This is a genomic window from Bradyrhizobium algeriense (genome assembly GCF_036924595.1).
GTDB lineage: Bacteria > Pseudomonadota > Alphaproteobacteria > Rhizobiales > Xanthobacteraceae > Bradyrhizobium > Bradyrhizobium algeriense.
Window position 1 is genome coordinate 2,106,618 of sequence record NZ_JAZHRV010000001.1, and the last position, 13,779, is coordinate 2,120,396.

The following is a 13,779-nucleotide window of genomic DNA, read 5'->3' on the forward strand; positions in this document are numbered from 1 at the left end:
GTCGCGCGACCATGCGTTGTGCTGCGGCGTTCGTTGAACCCGTCGGTTCGTGATTACCGCAGGCCTTCATACACCATGAAGCCGCGCGCGATGGCGAGCTTGCGCAAGGCGCGCGGAACGAGCTTTTGCGGCCGGTGCAGATAGCGCCACGACGTCACCTTGAAATCCCTGATCGTGCCGAGGTCGCCTTCGAACGGCGCCAGCACTCCGGTCAGGCTGATCGGCGCATGCGCACGGTTGTTGAACGGCAGCAGCAGCAACTCCAGATGCGCCGTCGTGCCATCGTCCGAAGTCGCGGTGATGCCGGCAATCGCCGCCAGCATTTCTTCCGCGACGTAGCTGACGATGTCCTCGATCTCGCGGCGGCTGTCCGGGGTAAACAGCGCGGAGAAGCTGGTGTCCTTCAGATCGCGGCCGAGCAGGGCGCAGACCCGGGTTCCGGCGACGCGAAACGGGTAGCCGGCATCGTTGTCGTAGTTCAGCACGAAGATGTCGCCGAGCAGTTCGCGCACCGCGCCGGGTTCGATCTCGCTGCGGTCCGGCGCCCGCGCATCGCCGCGCTTCGCATCCCAATAGGCGAAGAATTCGCGGCTCGATGGGTGTTTCATAACTAATCCTCGCCCCGGGTTGCCTTAAGCGAGACACTTCTGTCCCGCTTTTGCGCAACACGCCTTCCCTTCTGTGTTGTGCAGGACAGGCTTTGCAGCGTCCATGCCGGGAAGGCGATTTGGCCGCGCGAGTCACGGCTTTGCGTTGTTAACGTTAAATTAACTATGAGGTTGGCGAAGGCGGGGCGGCGTGCGTAGTGTGGAACGCATCAGACGGCGCCGGCTTATCTCTGGGTTCTCGGCGCAGTTGGTACACAGGCAGCGTCAAACAGTTTGGTCATCGCGCGGGGAGGGGTGGGGATGTAATCCCGGCTCCAGGGGCGCGAGAAGATCAGCAAGACAAGGGAGGATGTTCTCAGCATCCTCCCTTTTTCTTTTCGTTCTTTTGGCGGCGACATCATGTCCCGGACGCCGGCGCAGCGCCGGGGTCCATGTACCTGCAGAATTCGCCCTGGCCCCGAATTGTCGATTGTGCACTTGCACAGGGCGGGCAAAGCCGCCTATCTGGACCAATACCCCTCGAAGCCGCCTTGCAAGGTCCTGGCCTTTGGATTCCCAGTCTTACTCATCCCAGCTCGAGCCGCCGGACGCCCCGCACGAGCCGATCCTGACGCTGCCGGGCGCGCTGACGGCCTATGTCGCGCTGATCGCAGCGATTCATTTGCGCGTGCTGCTGCCGGTGGAACTGGAGAACTGGACCATCGACGTGTTCGGCTTCATTCCGAAGCGCTACGATTCCACGCTGCTCAACATCACTTTCCCCGGCGGGGCCGGCGCCAAGGTCTGGACCTTCGTCACTTATTCCCTGCTGCATGCCAATCTCAGCCATATCGGCTTCAACGTGCTTTGGCTGTTGCCGTTCGGCAGCGCGCTGGCCCGCCGGTTCGGTCCTGCCAGGTTCTTCGTTTTCATGGCGGTGACGGCCGCGGCGGGCGCACTGGCGCATCTCGTCACCCATGAGCACGCGATCGCGCCGATGATCGGCGCCTCGGCCTCGGTATCCGGCGCGATGGCCGCCGCCATCCGCTTCGCCTTCGTGCGGGGAAGTTTTCTTTCGTTCCACCGGGGGGATGCGGATGCCGCGGCGAAGGTTCCAGCGCTGTCGCTTGCCCGGGCGTTGCGCAACCCGCGCGTGCTCGGATTTCTGGCGGTGTGGTTCGGCGTCAACATCATCTTCGGCCTCGGGTCGATTTCGATCGGCTCTGAGGGCGCCAGTGTCGCCTGGCAGGCGCATATCGGCGGATTTCTCGCCGGCCTGATGTTGTTTTCGCTGTTCGACCCGGTGCCGCGTGCGATGCATCATGCCGCCGAGGCCTCATCGCCGGACGAGCCCGGCCGCGTCTGATCGTCGCTTGCGGCGAAGGACGATTTCATTCATCATCCACATAAAGTTGTAACGCAAGCCTATGCCGCTGCCGTGCACGACAGCCGCGCTTGTAAACCGCGCCCCGAAATGAAACCGGCGCGGAACTGTTGATTGAAGACTCGCGAACAAGTCGGGCCCCCAGGGGCGCGAACGGATTCAGGGAGGCGCCAATGACGGTACGTTCAATTCTCGATACCAAGGGCCATCAGATCCTGAGCGTCGAGCCGGACGTCAAGCTTTCGGCCGCGATCAAGGTGCTTGGCGAACGCAAGATTGGCGCCGTGCTGGTGATGAACCAGGGGCACCTTGAGGGCATCCTTTCGGAGCGCGATATCGTCCGGGTGCTGGGCGAGCGCGGCGCCAGGGTGCTCGAGGAACCGGTCAGTGCCGTCATGACGCGCAAGGTCGTGAGCTGCCGCGAGTCCGACACCGTTGCCGGCATCATGGAAATGATGACGCTCGGCAAGTTCCGCCATTTGCCCGTGATCGAGGACGGCAAGGTGGTGGGCCTGATTTCGATCGGCGACATCGTCAAGCGCCGGGTCCATGAATTCGAGACCGAGCAGGAAGCGCTACGCGACTATATCAAAACGGCCTGAGCCTGTTTTGACGCGTTTTCTTAGCGCGAACCGGTAACCACTTCGCTTGAAAACGCCACGTCATTCCTTCTCGGCCTTTTCCACCGCCGGCGCGGCGTCGCCTGCCTGTGGCGGCGCCAGAATGTGGATCGCTTCCTGGATCGATTCGATCGCGCGCTCGGCGGCGCGCACGCCGTGCGCGATCAGGTCGTCGGCGCGGTGAAAATCGAACCAGCCGATCTTGCCGACGCGGGGCGAGATCAGGAGGTCGGGCGGATCGCCGGCCAGCCGTGCGCGGGTGATGCGGTCCTGCATAATGTTGAAGGCATCGACCATGACCGAGGAGATGCCCGGCCGCCCGCCGCCGCCGAAGAACTCACGCTTCATGGTGCGCTCGGCGGAGAAGAATTTTCCGATACCGCGTTTGCGCGGCTCGGGTTCGGGCAGCGCTTCCGGCATCACCGATACCGAAACGCCGGCCGTCGGGCCGTGGGAATAGATCGTCGTGGAGTGTGTGAAGACGTCGCTGGAAAGATTGGCGGCAATGACGATCTCCGCGCCGAGCGCGCGTGCCGCCGACACCGGCACCGGATTGACCAGGGCACCGTCGACCAGCCAGCGGTCGCCGACCAATACCGGCGAGAATATTCCCGGCAGCGCATAGGAGGCGCGCATCGCATCCACCATCGGGCCGTGGGTCAGCCAGATCTCGTGGCCGGTGCGCACTTCGGTCGCCACGGTGGCAAATTTCACCGGCAGATTCTCGATCAGGCTCTGGCCCAGCGCGTTCTGCAGTTCGGCCGCAAGCTTGGCGCCGCCGATCAGGCCCGAGCCATTCAGGCGGATATCGAGATAGGAGAAGACAGTCCGCGGCTGCAGGCTGCGCGCCCATTCTTCCAGCGTGTCGAGATGTCCGGCGGCATAGGCGCCGCCGACCACTGCGCCGATCGACGTACCCACCACGACGTTGGGAATGATTCCGTGGGCCACCAGCGTCCGGACGATGCCGATATGAGCAAAGCCGCGAGCGGCGCCGCCGCCCAGCGCGAGCCCGATTACCGGCCGGCGGATACTGCCGAGCCCCACCTTGTCTTGGGCCTTTTCTTGGGCATCGGAGCCCTTTTGGCCGCGGCCCATCCAGCTATCCAACACGTAAACTCTCCTGCGGCTTCAACGATATTCGCCGCGGCGCGGCCGCGCCAGAACAGTCCATCCCGATCCGCCTGCGTGGTTTATGTCCTGCAAGAGCGGGCCTAGGCGGGGAATGTGACTGGACCGCGACCGCAGCATTAACATTGGGTGCCGGAGCCGGTTCCGCCAGCGCCGCCGGCCGAACTTGCGCGACGGAGGCTTGAATTTGCCGCGTTTTCAGTGAAAAGCATGGCCATGATTTCGGGCGGTCACGGTATCGTTGGAAACGGGCGGGGCGGATGGCCTTTTCCGGCGCTGGCGCTTGCCTTGATGCGTGCCTTGACGATTACCTTGACGATTGCCTTGGCGCTGGTTGCACTGCTTCCGGCCCCGGCCTCGGCCCAGATGTTCTCGGACCGCCCGCCACCGGTGCCGCCGGCCGCGGTTCCGGATGTCCAGACCGCGCCCGCCATGAATCTGGCCCCACCGTCGGGGACGGGAACGATCCCGCCGCTTCCGGCGCCGCTGAACCAGCCCACCATTGTGCCCCCGTCGATCGCAACGATCTCGCCGGCAGCGCCTTCACCGGGGGCCGCAGCTCCAAATCAGGGGGTGCTGTCGCTGACGGCGCGCTACGGCAAGGATCTGCCGGTTATCAACGGCGGGCTGGTATGGCGGGTGTTCGCCGACAAGCCCGACGACACCGGCACGTTCAAGCTGATCCGCGAGGAGCGCGGTGCGACCCCGAACATTGTGCTGCCGCCCGGCAGTTACGTCGTCCACGTCGCCCTCGGCCTGGTCAGCGCGGTGCGGGCGGTGAGCCTGAAAGCCGAGACCGATCGCGTGGCCTTCGTGCTTCCGGCCGGCGGACTGCGCATCGAAGGCCGCGTCGGCTCTAGCAAGATTCCACCGAACCAGATTTCGTTTGCGCTCTACAAGGGCAGCCAGTTCGAAGGTGGCGCCGGCGCCGAACGCCAGTCGCTGGTGCCTAACGTGGCCGCAGGCGATGTCGCGCTGCTGCCGGAGGGGACCTACTACATCATTTCCAACTATGGCGACGCCAACTCCGTCGTGCGCTCCGACATCCGCGTCCAGGCCGGCAAGCTGACGGACGTGACGGTCAGCCACCGCGCGGCGGTGATCACGCTAAAACTCGTCAGCGACCGGGGCGGCGAGGCACTCGCCAACACCGCGTGGTCTGTGATCACGCCGGGCGGCGACGTCATCAAGGAATCGATCGGCGCATTTCCGCGCGTCGTGTTGTCCGAAGGCGAATACCGGGCGATTGCCAAGAACGAAGGCAAGGTGTTCGAGCGTCCCTTCAACGTCGTCAACGGCGTCGACGCCGAGGTCGAGGTCGTGGCGAGGTAGCCACGTTAGCGCGAGGCACTAGCGATCTCGTGTGCCGGACGCAGTGCAGATACCCTTCGGCGGTACACCGCAGGCCTAGACACAAAATCCCGAAAACAACCCCATGCAAAGTAGAATGGGCCCCGGATATAAGCACTCAGGCCGCCTGCGTCCGGGGGCATGAGATGGTCCGTCGTCACGGCCCAACCTAATTTCATGCCGCGCACACCATTCATGCCCGGCGTAGTCCGGGGCATGCATCCTCTTGCTGAATCTAGAACCGCGTCACGATATCCGACAGCGCCGGCCGCGGACGGTCTTCGACAGGCTTTGCCGGCGTGCCGATATGGATGAAGCCGGCGAGTTTTTCGTCCGCCTTCAATCCAAGTCCGTCGAGCACATCGCGGTCGAAAGCGAACCAGCCGGTGAGCCAGTTGGCGCCATAGCCGAGTGCGGTGGCGGCGGTGAGGATATTCATCGCGCTGGCGCCCGCAGACAATTCCTGCTCCCAGGCCGGCACCTTCGGATGCGGCCGGGTAAAGCTCACCACGGCGATCACCAGCGGTGCGTCCATCAGCCGGCGCTTTTCGATCTCGATGTCGGCGGCCGGGGCTGACGGGTTCTTTTTAGCAAACACCCGAGCAATGACATCGCCGGCCCGCGCCCGGGCGTCGCCTTCGAACACGATGAAGCGCCACGGCGTCAGCTTGCCGTGGTCCGGCACCCGCGCGCCGATGGTCAGGATGGTCTCGAGTTCGGCAGCCGTGGGGCCGGGCCCGCTCATCTCGCGAGGCTTGACCGAGCGGCGGATCTTCAGGAGCTCAATGGCATCGGGCACAATAGGGCGCTTTCGTAGGAAGTGGCTGTGCCAGAGATAGTGGCACAGCCGCTCCAGCGGAAGCGGATTTAGACCGATTATGATCAGACCGCCGACCGCATCCGCTTCACATCCGGCGGTGTCGCTTCCTCCACCAGCGCGGCCAGCGCCTCGTCGGTCGGCATCACCTTCTGGCCCTCGCTGCCGAGCCGGCGGATCGAGACCGAATGGGTCTCGGCTTCCTTCTTGCCGACGACGAGAAGGGCCGGGATCTTCGCCAGCGAGTGCTCGCGGACCTTGTAGTTGATCTTCTCGTTGCGCAGGTCGATTTCGACGCGCAGGCCGGCGCGTCGCGCTGCGGCCGCGACCACCTTGGCGTATTCGTCTCCCTCGGAGGTGATGGTCGTCACCACGGCCTGGATCGGTGCAAGCCAGAGGGGGAAGTTGCCGGCGAAATGCTCGATCAGGATGCCGATGAAGCGTTCCATCGAGCCGCAGATCGCGCGGTGCACCATCACAGGCGCCTTCTTCGAGCCGTCGGCATCGATATAGAACGCACCAAAACGTTCCGGCAGGTTGAAGTCGACCTGCGTGGTGCCGCATTGCCAGTCGCGGCCGATGGCGTCGCGCAGCACGTATTCAAACTTCGGCCCGTAGAACGCGCCTTCGCCGGGGTTGATGGCGGTCTTGATGCGATTGCTGCCGCTGGCCTGAATTTCCGCCAGCACAGTGGCCATCACACGCTCGGCATGGTCCCACATCTCGTCGGTGCCGACGCGCTTGTCCGGCTTGGTCGAGAGTTTTATCGTGAGCTCGCCCTCGAAGCCGAAATCGGCGTAGGTCGACAGGATCAGCTCGTTGATCTTGAGACACTCGTCGGCAAGCTGGGCTTCGGTGCAGAAGACGTGCGCGTCGTCTTGCGTAAAGCCGCGCACGCGCATCAGGCCGTGCATGGCGCCCGACGGCTCGTAGCGGTGCACCACGCCGAATTCGGCAAGGCGCAAGGGCAGGTCGCGGTAGCTCTTCAAGCCATGCTTGAAGATCTGCACGTGGCCCGGACAGTTCATCGGCTTCAGCGCGAACCAGCGCTTGTCCTCGGCCTCGTCGCCGGCGGACTGCGCCGCGAACATGTTCTCGCGGTACCAGTCCCAATGGCCCGAGGTTTCCCACAGCGCCTTGTCGAGGATCTGCGGCGCGTTGACCTCGCTGTAATCGCCGGTCAGGCGGCGGCGCATATAGGCGATCAGCGCCTGGAAAATTGTCCAGCCCTTCGGGTGCCAGAACACCACGCCGGGGCCTTCCTCCTGGAAGTGGAACAGGTCGAGCTCGCGGCCGAGCCTGCGGTGGTCGCGCTTCTCGGCTTCCTCGATCTGCTTGAGGTAAGCGTCGAGCTCTTCCTGCTTGGCAAACGCCGTGCCGTAGATGCGCGTCAGCATCGGGTTGTTCGAGTCGCCACGCCAATAGGCGCCCGCCACCTTCATCAGCTTGAAGGCGTTGCCGACCTTGCCGGTCGAACTCATATGCGGGCCGCGGCAGAGATCGAACCAGTCGCCCTGGAAATAGATCTTGATCGGCTCGTCGCCGGGAATGGCGTCGACCAGCTCGACCTTGAAGGCCTCGCCCTTGTCGCGGAACACCTGCTTGGTCTTCTCGCGATCCCACACCTCCTTGGTGAAGGGCTTGTCGCGCGCGATGATTTCGCGCATCCGCTTTTCGATCGCGGCGAAGTCTTCCGGCGTGAACGGCTCGTTGCGGAAGAAGTCGTAGTAGAAGCCGTTCTCGATCACCGGGCCGATGGTAACCTGCGTGCCCGGCCACAGCGACTGCACGGCTTCCGCCAGCACATGTGCGCAGTCGTGGCGGATCAATTCCAGCGCACGCGCATCGTCGCGGTTGATGAGCTCGATCTTCGCGTCGCCCGAAATCGGATCGTTGAGGTCGACGACCACGCCGTCCAGCGCCATCGCCACCGTGCGCTTGGCCAGCGAGGGCGAGATGCCCTTGGCGATGTCGAGCCCGGTGATGTCCTTGGGATATTCGCGCTTCGCGCCGTCCGGGAAAGTGAGGGTGATTTTTTCCAGGGGCTCGGCCGGCTTCAAATTGGCAAGGCCGAACTGGAATCCGGATGCAGGCGTATTCTGGTCAGGCATATCAGTCTCCTAAAGCTCACTCCTGCGAACGAGCGCAGGTAAGCGGAATGCTGCGGTATAGCAGGGGATTCGGCGCCTGCAATCGGGCAATTTGCTAAATTGGGCGTGATGGAAGCCGCCGCGGGGGGCCGCAACCGGGGCCTCATTGCCCGGAAAAACGGATTACTTCTTCACAGCCAACGCACGCAGAGCCCGCGAGGCATCAGCGGAATCAAATCAATAATCTCATGACGGCGATGACAAATAGTCCGGCATCGCGGCCTTTTCTTGGCGCGGCTCGCCGCGTATATGCACGTGCATGAAACATGTGCCCATGCCTGTCCGGGCCGAACGCCGCTTTGCGCCCAGCGCACTTATGCTCGGCAACATTGTCACCGGCTGCTCGGTGTTGGCGCCGGCAGGCATGCTCGGCGAATTGTCCTCTGGTCTCGATATCAGCATCCGCACCGCGGGGCTGCTGATCACCTTCGGTGCGATCATGCTCTGCGTCGGTTCACCCGTTACGGCGTGGCTGACTTCCAGGATCGATCGCCGCACCTTGCTGACGGCGACGCTCGCAGTGCTTGCGTTTACCAACTTCGCCTCCGCCTTCGCGCCCGATTATACCAGCCTGCTCATCATCCGTCTGGTGATGCTCGCGGTCGGCGCGCTCTATACGCCGCAGGCGGCCGGGACTGCCGGGCTGATCGTTCCGGAGCAAAAGCGCGGCAGCACCATCGCCTACATCTTTCTCGGTTGGTCGCTGGCGGCGGCGGTCGGCCTGCCGCTGATCACCTTCATCGCCAGCCGATATGGCTGGCGCGCGGCCTATGGCAGCATTGGCCTGATCGGCTGCGTAAGCTTCCTTCTTCTGGCCTGGCGCCTGCCGCGTGGGCTGATGGGCGCGCCGGTCGACCTCAAGACATGGGCCGCTATCGGCCGCAACAGGCTGATCGTGCTGTTGCTGTTAATCACCACGCTGCAGATGTCCGGTCAGTTCGTGGTGTTCACCTTCATGGCGCCGCTGCTGGCGAGGCTGACGGGGGCAGGGCCGGATGCGATCGGGCTGGTATTTGCGGTCTATGGTGTATGCGGCGTCATCGGCACGGCGATCGGAACCCGTATCGTCGATTCCTGGGGCGCCTGGAAGACGTCGGTATTCTTCACGGTGCTGTTGCTGGCGGGCGTGGCCGGCTGGGCGCTCAGCGCCGGCATCTATCCGCTGATGGCTGTGTCGGTCGCGATTTGGGGCCTCGGTTTTGCCTCCACCAATTCGATGCAGCAGGTGCGGCTGGTCGGCGCGGCACCTGCGCTCTCATCCGCTTCGGTGTCGCTCAACACGTCGGTGCTCTACATCGGGCAGGCGGTGGGATCGGCGATAGGCGGGTTTCTCTACGCGCGCGATCTGCTCCATGCCGCGGGTTACGTCGCCGCGGCCTTCGTTGCACTGGCGCTGGTGGCGGTGATCCTGACCAAACCGAAAAATAGTCTTTAGCGGAACATGATCAAAGCGGGTGACGGCTCACACGCCGCGATGGCGCGGCGAAGAGGCGGCTACCGGTTTGAGTACGGCGCGCTGGCGACTTGCGTCAAAGCGGGCGTTGCCGCCATCTTGACCAGCACGTCCTTGACCGGATGCTCGGTCCAGGCCTGCGTGACGTAGTTGCGGTGGGTGACGCCGTCGGGCGTCTTCACGAACACGACGCTGCCGGGCCGCAGCGGCCCGTCGATGCTCTCGGTGACCGTGATGCCCCTGTCGCGGAGCATCTGCATCAGCTCCTGGTCGTGCCGCTTGGTGTAGCGGGTATACGAAGAGACGAAGAAGCCGGTCCGGTTTTTCTCGATCCAGGACGCGAACTTGTCGAGTTCGCCGTAGACAGCGTCGAGCAGGAACACGCCGCGGACCCGGTTGGGGACGCCACCGACCTCGAGGCTCCAGGCGGTCGGCAGGAAGCCGCCGCTATAGCCGACGATCACGATCGGCAGGTTCGCGAATGCCTGCGCCGACTTTGGATCGCCGTAGAGGCGGGCGAGGTGGCTCGCCGACTCATCGATGAAGCGCTTGAAGCCGCCCGGCTGCCAGAACTTGCCGGCCGAGGAATCGGCGGCGTTCACCGCGAGCTGGGGCGCGAGCAGCACGGCGTTGACGCCGGAATCCGAGATCTGCTGCGGCACCAGTTGCCGGTCGCGGACGTCGCGCTCCAGCGTCGCGCCATTGCCGTGGAAGAACACCACGATCACGCCCGGCTTCCTGGCATCGAACGTCTCGGGGACATGCACCAGCACGCGGCTGTCGTTGTAGGTCTCGTCCTGCCAATAGACCCGGCCGCCATAGCTGCGGTGGCCCTTGCGGTCGCCCTTGGAGATGTTGAGGAACGGTTCTTCGGAGCGCGGATTGGTGCCGAAATAGGGGAAGGCCGAGGACTTCATGCTGACCAGCGTGGTCAATTCTTCGCGCTCGCTGCGGGGCAGCGCCAACGTCTGCGTCAGCGACGCGACCCTCACGGGCTCGGTACGCGCGGCGCGCGGCTGAGGCGCCAGCGCAACCTGGCGCTGGACCTGCGGCAGGCTTTCATTGGCGGTCGGGAAACGGTCGGCAAATTGCGGCTGCGGGAAACGGTCGTCAAACGTATCGATTGAAGTCCGGGACTTTGCGGCCCGGGATTTTGCGCCATCCGTGCTCGCCGCCAGCATTCCCGCGCTCGGCGCCTTGCCGCATTGAACCAGGACAAACGCCAGCGGCACGCACAGCGCAGCCATCGCAACCCAATGCCATCGGAGCGGCAAGGGAAACGACAAGGGGATCGGCAAGGCGCGGCGCGGCATGACCGGGGACACTGCCCGGTTGGCGCGATCAACTGTCAGGAATTTCGGAATTGCTCCGACCATCCACCCCAATGTCCCAAGATCGACCGTCAACCGGCGTAAGCTCGCACGCGTTTAGGCGACATTAAGCGTCCGGAAAAACTCCCCACGTCCGGAAGCCCCGAGGAGACCATGCAATCGTGTCGCGATTGTGGGACCGTCACGATGTTTTCGCAATCCAGCAGTGCCACGGGGAAGCTGGCGGTACCATAGAACCTATTTTGTCTCTCAATTTAAACCATTGTTAACATTGCTTGAATTGAGGCGCGTGTGCCTGCACGATGGCAGCTCCTGGCTGCGGCGCTGAAGGTACGGTCCGAGATGGCGGCATCAGAAACGGGAAGCCCGGCGTGGCCCGGCTCGCGCTCCGGCAGCGGCTCCAGCGTTTCGGTACTGGTGGCGGTTGCCATCGTCGTTGCCGACATGGTCGGCGTCGGCGTCTTCACCAGCCTCGGCTTTCAGGTCAAGGACATCCCCTCGGGCTTTTCGATCCTGTTGCTGTGGACGATAGGCGGCATCGTCGCGTTGTGCGGGGTGTTTTCCTACGGTGAACTGGGCGCGATGTTTCCGCGCTCGAGCGGCGAGTACAACTTCCTCGGCCGGGCCTATCACCCGGCCTTCGGTTTTGTGGCGGGCTGGGTGTCGGCAACCGTCGGCTTCGCCGCACCGGTCGCGCTGGCTGCCATGGCATTCGGCGAGTACGGCAAGTCGGTCGTGCCCAACGCGCCGCCGCTGGCGCTGGCGATCGGCGTGGTCTGGCTGGTGTCGCTGGTGCAACTCACCGGCGTGCGGCATTCCTCGAACTTTCAACTGATCGCGACCATTCTGAAGGTATTGCTGATCGTAGCCTTCCTGGTCAGCGGATTTGTGATCGGCACGGCGCAGCCGGTATCGTTCGCGCCATCGGCTTCCGACTTCACCCATATCGTCAGCGCGCCGTTCGCGATCAGCCTCGTGTTCGTGATGTATTCGTTCTCGGGGTGGAACGCGGCAACCTACATCATCGGTGAGGTGAGGTTGCCCGAGCGCAACGTGCCGCGGGCGATGCTGTTCGGAACGCTGATCGTGCTGGTGCTGTATGTGGCGCTCAACGCGGTGTTCCTGCACACCGCGCCGATCGACAAGCTCGCTGGTCAACTCGACGTCGCACGCATCTCCGGCAGCTACATCTTCGGCGAATTCGGCGGCCGCATCGTCGGCGCGATGATCTGCTTCGGGCTGATCTCCTCGATCAGCGCGATGATGTGGATCGGTCCGCGCGTCATGATGACGATGGGCGAGGACCTTCCGGTGCTGCGGGCGTTCGCTCGCCGCTCGACCGGCGGCGCGCCGGCTTACGCCATTCTGTTTCAGCTCACGGTCGCGAGCCTGATGCTGTTTACGCGCAGCTTCGAGGCGGTGCTCGACTTCATCCAGTTTGCACTGCTGTTTTGCTCGTTCTTCACCGTGCTCGGCGTGATCAAGCTGCGCATCACACACCCCGATCTGCCGCGGCCCTACCGTGCCTGGGGATACCCGGTAACCCCTGTGGTTTTCCTGCTCGTGACAGGGTTCATGATGTACTACCTTTTGACCGAACGGCCGTTGCAGTCGCTGCTGGGTCTTCTGATCATGTGTTCAGGTCTCCTGATTTACGCCGTCTTCCGCAAGCGGGCAGATCAAGCCCCCGCGGCCGTATCCGCGGGTAGCGAATGAACATGCTGCATTCCCTGAAAACGGCGACGCTTGCTGCTGTCATGCTGCTGGCGGCTGCGGCTACCGTCCATGCCCAAACCGCAACGGTGGACGATACCGCGAAATTTCTGGCCGGCATGATGCCTTCCGCGGATTCGCCGCTGGCGCCGCTCACCAAGGAGCCGGCCTGGCAACGTCACGCCAAATTCTTCGACACCGCGTTTGGGCAACTCGAGCAGCGCCAGCTGTCACGGATCCGCGCCTGGGCGGATACCAATCTGGCGGCGCCCAAGCCGACCATGTTCTACATGTTCTCAGGCCCGGACTTTCTTTACGCGAACGCCTTCCATTCCAAGGCGTCGACCTACGTGCTGAGTGCGCTCGAGCCGGTCGGCTCGGTGCCCGACCTCTCACGATTGCCGCGCGGCGGCATTGCGTCAGCGCTCTACAATGTCGAGCGCTCGCTGGGTTCGATCCTGAGCTTCAGCTTCTTCATCACCAAGGATATGAAGACCGATCTGCAGGCGGGCCAGATCAGCGGTACCTTGCCGATCCTCTACGTGTTCCTGGCGCGCTCGGGCATGACCGTGAAGAGCGTCAGTCCGATCTCGCTGGACGACCAGGGCGCGGCGTATCTCGCAGGCGAGAATGCCGGACCGAATGCCGTGCGCGGCGTGCGCATCATGTTCGCCGGCAGCGACGGTCAGGAAAAGACCCTGTATTATTTCTCGACCGATCTTTCCAACTCCGGCGTGAAGGGGAGCGGGTTCCTGAAGTTCTGTGCGACGCTCGCGCCCGGCAACAGCCTGATCAAGAGCGCCTCCTATCTGCTGCATTCCGGCAACTTCACCACGGTGCGCGACTTCCTGCTCAATAACAGCGCCACCATCATCCAGGACGATTCCGGAATTCCGCTTGGCTATTACAGCACGAAGAAGTGGCGCTTCTTCCCGTTCGGCCGTTATCTGGGGCCGATCGACGAATTCCCGGGACGCTATCAGGATTCATATGCCGCACTGTTCCGGCGCGCGCAGCCGATCGATTTCGGCATCGGCTATCGCTGGCGGACGCCCGAAACGAATTTGCTGCTGTCGGTGCGGTTGCCCGACGACGGCCCGGCCAGTTCCGATGCGACGTCGTCGACCGAACTCCCACCACCGCCGCCGCGCGTGCGAAAGCCGCGTCCTCCGGCGGACATCGGACCGCAGCCGAGAGGCGGATTTTTCTTCTGGCGGTGAGCGACGGAACGCAGGCGTGCCGC

Annotated in this window: 11 protein-coding genes; 6 read left to right on the forward strand and 5 right to left on the reverse strand. The window is 63.7% G+C overall.

All coding sequences use genetic code 11. The features are described from left to right. Positions 1–53: 53 nt before the first annotated feature. On the reverse strand, positions 54–608 hold the full coding sequence (locus tag V1286_RS10160; RefSeq protein ID WP_334479318.1) for a PAS domain-containing protein: 555 nt from the start codon (positions 606–608) through the stop codon (positions 54–56). 547 nt (positions 609–1,155) lie between these two features. Here V1286_RS10160 and V1286_RS10165 point away from each other — a divergent pair. Together V1286_RS10165 and V1286_RS10170 are read left to right on the forward strand one after the other, a co-directional pair. Beyond that, complete coding sequence (locus tag V1286_RS10165) at positions 1,156–1,953, forward strand: rhomboid family intramembrane serine protease (RefSeq protein ID WP_334479319.1); 798 nt, start codon at positions 1,156–1,158, stop codon at positions 1,951–1,953. Between the two features lie 191 nt (positions 1,954–2,144). After that, positions 2,145–2,573, forward strand: a complete 429-nt coding sequence (locus V1286_RS10170; protein ID WP_334479320.1) for a CBS domain-containing protein — start codon at positions 2,145–2,147, stop codon at positions 2,571–2,573. A 60-nt stretch (positions 2,574–2,633) separates the two neighbouring features. Here V1286_RS10170 and V1286_RS10175 read toward each other — a convergent pair whose 3' ends face one another. After that, a complete protein-coding gene (locus tag V1286_RS10175) occupies positions 2,634–3,704 on the reverse strand; it encodes a patatin-like phospholipase family protein (RefSeq protein WP_334479321.1) in 1,071 nt (356 codons plus the stop codon). A gap of 234 nt (positions 3,705–3,938) precedes the next feature. Between V1286_RS10175 and V1286_RS10180 the strand changes: the two genes are divergently transcribed. Next, positions 3,939–5,054 carry a hypothetical protein gene (locus V1286_RS10180; protein ID WP_417021245.1) on the forward strand — a complete coding sequence of 372 codons (1,116 nt, stop codon included), beginning with the start codon at positions 3,939–3,941 and terminating at the stop codon, positions 5,052–5,054. Positions 5,055–5,307: 253 nt separating this feature from the next. On the opposite strand, the gene V1286_RS10185 is transcribed toward V1286_RS10180, so the two are convergent. Further along, positions 5,308–5,871 carry a nitroreductase family protein gene (locus V1286_RS10185; RefSeq protein WP_334479322.1) on the reverse strand — a complete coding sequence of 188 codons (564 nt, stop codon included), beginning with the start codon at positions 5,869–5,871 and terminating at the stop codon, positions 5,308–5,310. 83 nt (positions 5,872–5,954) lie between these two features. Next, complete coding sequence (thrS, locus tag V1286_RS10190; protein WP_334479323.1) at positions 5,955–8,000, reverse strand: threonine--tRNA ligase; 2,046 nt, start codon at positions 7,998–8,000, stop codon at positions 5,955–5,957. A 313-nt stretch (positions 8,001–8,313) separates the two neighbouring features. Here thrS and V1286_RS10195 point away from each other — a divergent pair, with 313 nt between their 5' ends. After that, on the forward strand, positions 8,314–9,474 hold the full coding sequence (locus V1286_RS10195) for an MFS transporter (protein WP_417021121.1): 1,161 nt from the start codon (positions 8,314–8,316) through the stop codon (positions 9,472–9,474). A gap of 59 nt (positions 9,475–9,533) precedes the next feature. Here the strand turns inward: V1286_RS10195 and V1286_RS10200 are convergent, their stop codons facing one another. Beyond that, positions 9,534–10,868, reverse strand: coding sequence for an alpha/beta hydrolase (locus tag V1286_RS10200; protein WP_417021122.1), 1,335 nt, complete (start codon positions 10,866–10,868; stop codon positions 9,534–9,536). 297 nt (positions 10,869–11,165) lie between these two features. On the opposite strand from V1286_RS10200, the gene V1286_RS10205 reads away from it, so the two are divergent. Further along, on the forward strand, positions 11,166–12,539 hold the full coding sequence (locus V1286_RS10205; RefSeq protein ID WP_334489612.1) for an APC family permease: 1,374 nt from the start codon (positions 11,166–11,168) through the stop codon (positions 12,537–12,539). Between the two features lie 2 nt (positions 12,540–12,541). Next, positions 12,542–13,756, forward strand: coding sequence for a hypothetical protein (locus tag V1286_RS10210; RefSeq protein WP_334479327.1), 1,215 nt, complete (start codon positions 12,542–12,544; stop codon positions 13,754–13,756). The last annotated feature ends 23 nt before the right edge of the window (positions 13,757–13,779 follow it).

Coding starts and splice junctions, on each gene's coding strand:
- V1286_RS10195 (WP_417021121.1), top strand. CDS start 8,314: ATGCCTGTCCGGGCCGAACGCCGCTTTGCGCCCAGCGCACTTATGCTC.
- V1286_RS10210 (WP_334479327.1), top strand. CDS start 12,542: ATGCTGCATTCCCTGAAAACGGCGACGCTTGCTGCTGTCATGCTGCTG.
- V1286_RS10160 (WP_334479318.1), bottom strand. CDS start 608: ATGAAACACCCATCGAGCCGCGAATTCTTCGCCTATTGGGATGCGAAG.
- thrS (WP_334479323.1), bottom strand. CDS start 8,000: ATGCCTGACCAGAATACGCCTGCATCCGGATTCCAGTTCGGCCTTGCC.
- V1286_RS10180 (WP_417021245.1), top strand. CDS start 3,939: ATGATTTCGGGCGGTCACGGTATCGTTGGAAACGGGCGGGGCGGATGG.
- V1286_RS10200 (WP_417021122.1), bottom strand. CDS start 10,868: ATGGTCGGAGCAATTCCGAAATTCCTGACAGTTGATCGCGCCAACCGG.
- V1286_RS10170 (WP_334479320.1), top strand. CDS start 2,145: ATGACGGTACGTTCAATTCTCGATACCAAGGGCCATCAGATCCTGAGC.
- V1286_RS10205 (WP_334489612.1), top strand. CDS start 11,166: ATGGCGGCATCAGAAACGGGAAGCCCGGCGTGGCCCGGCTCGCGCTCC.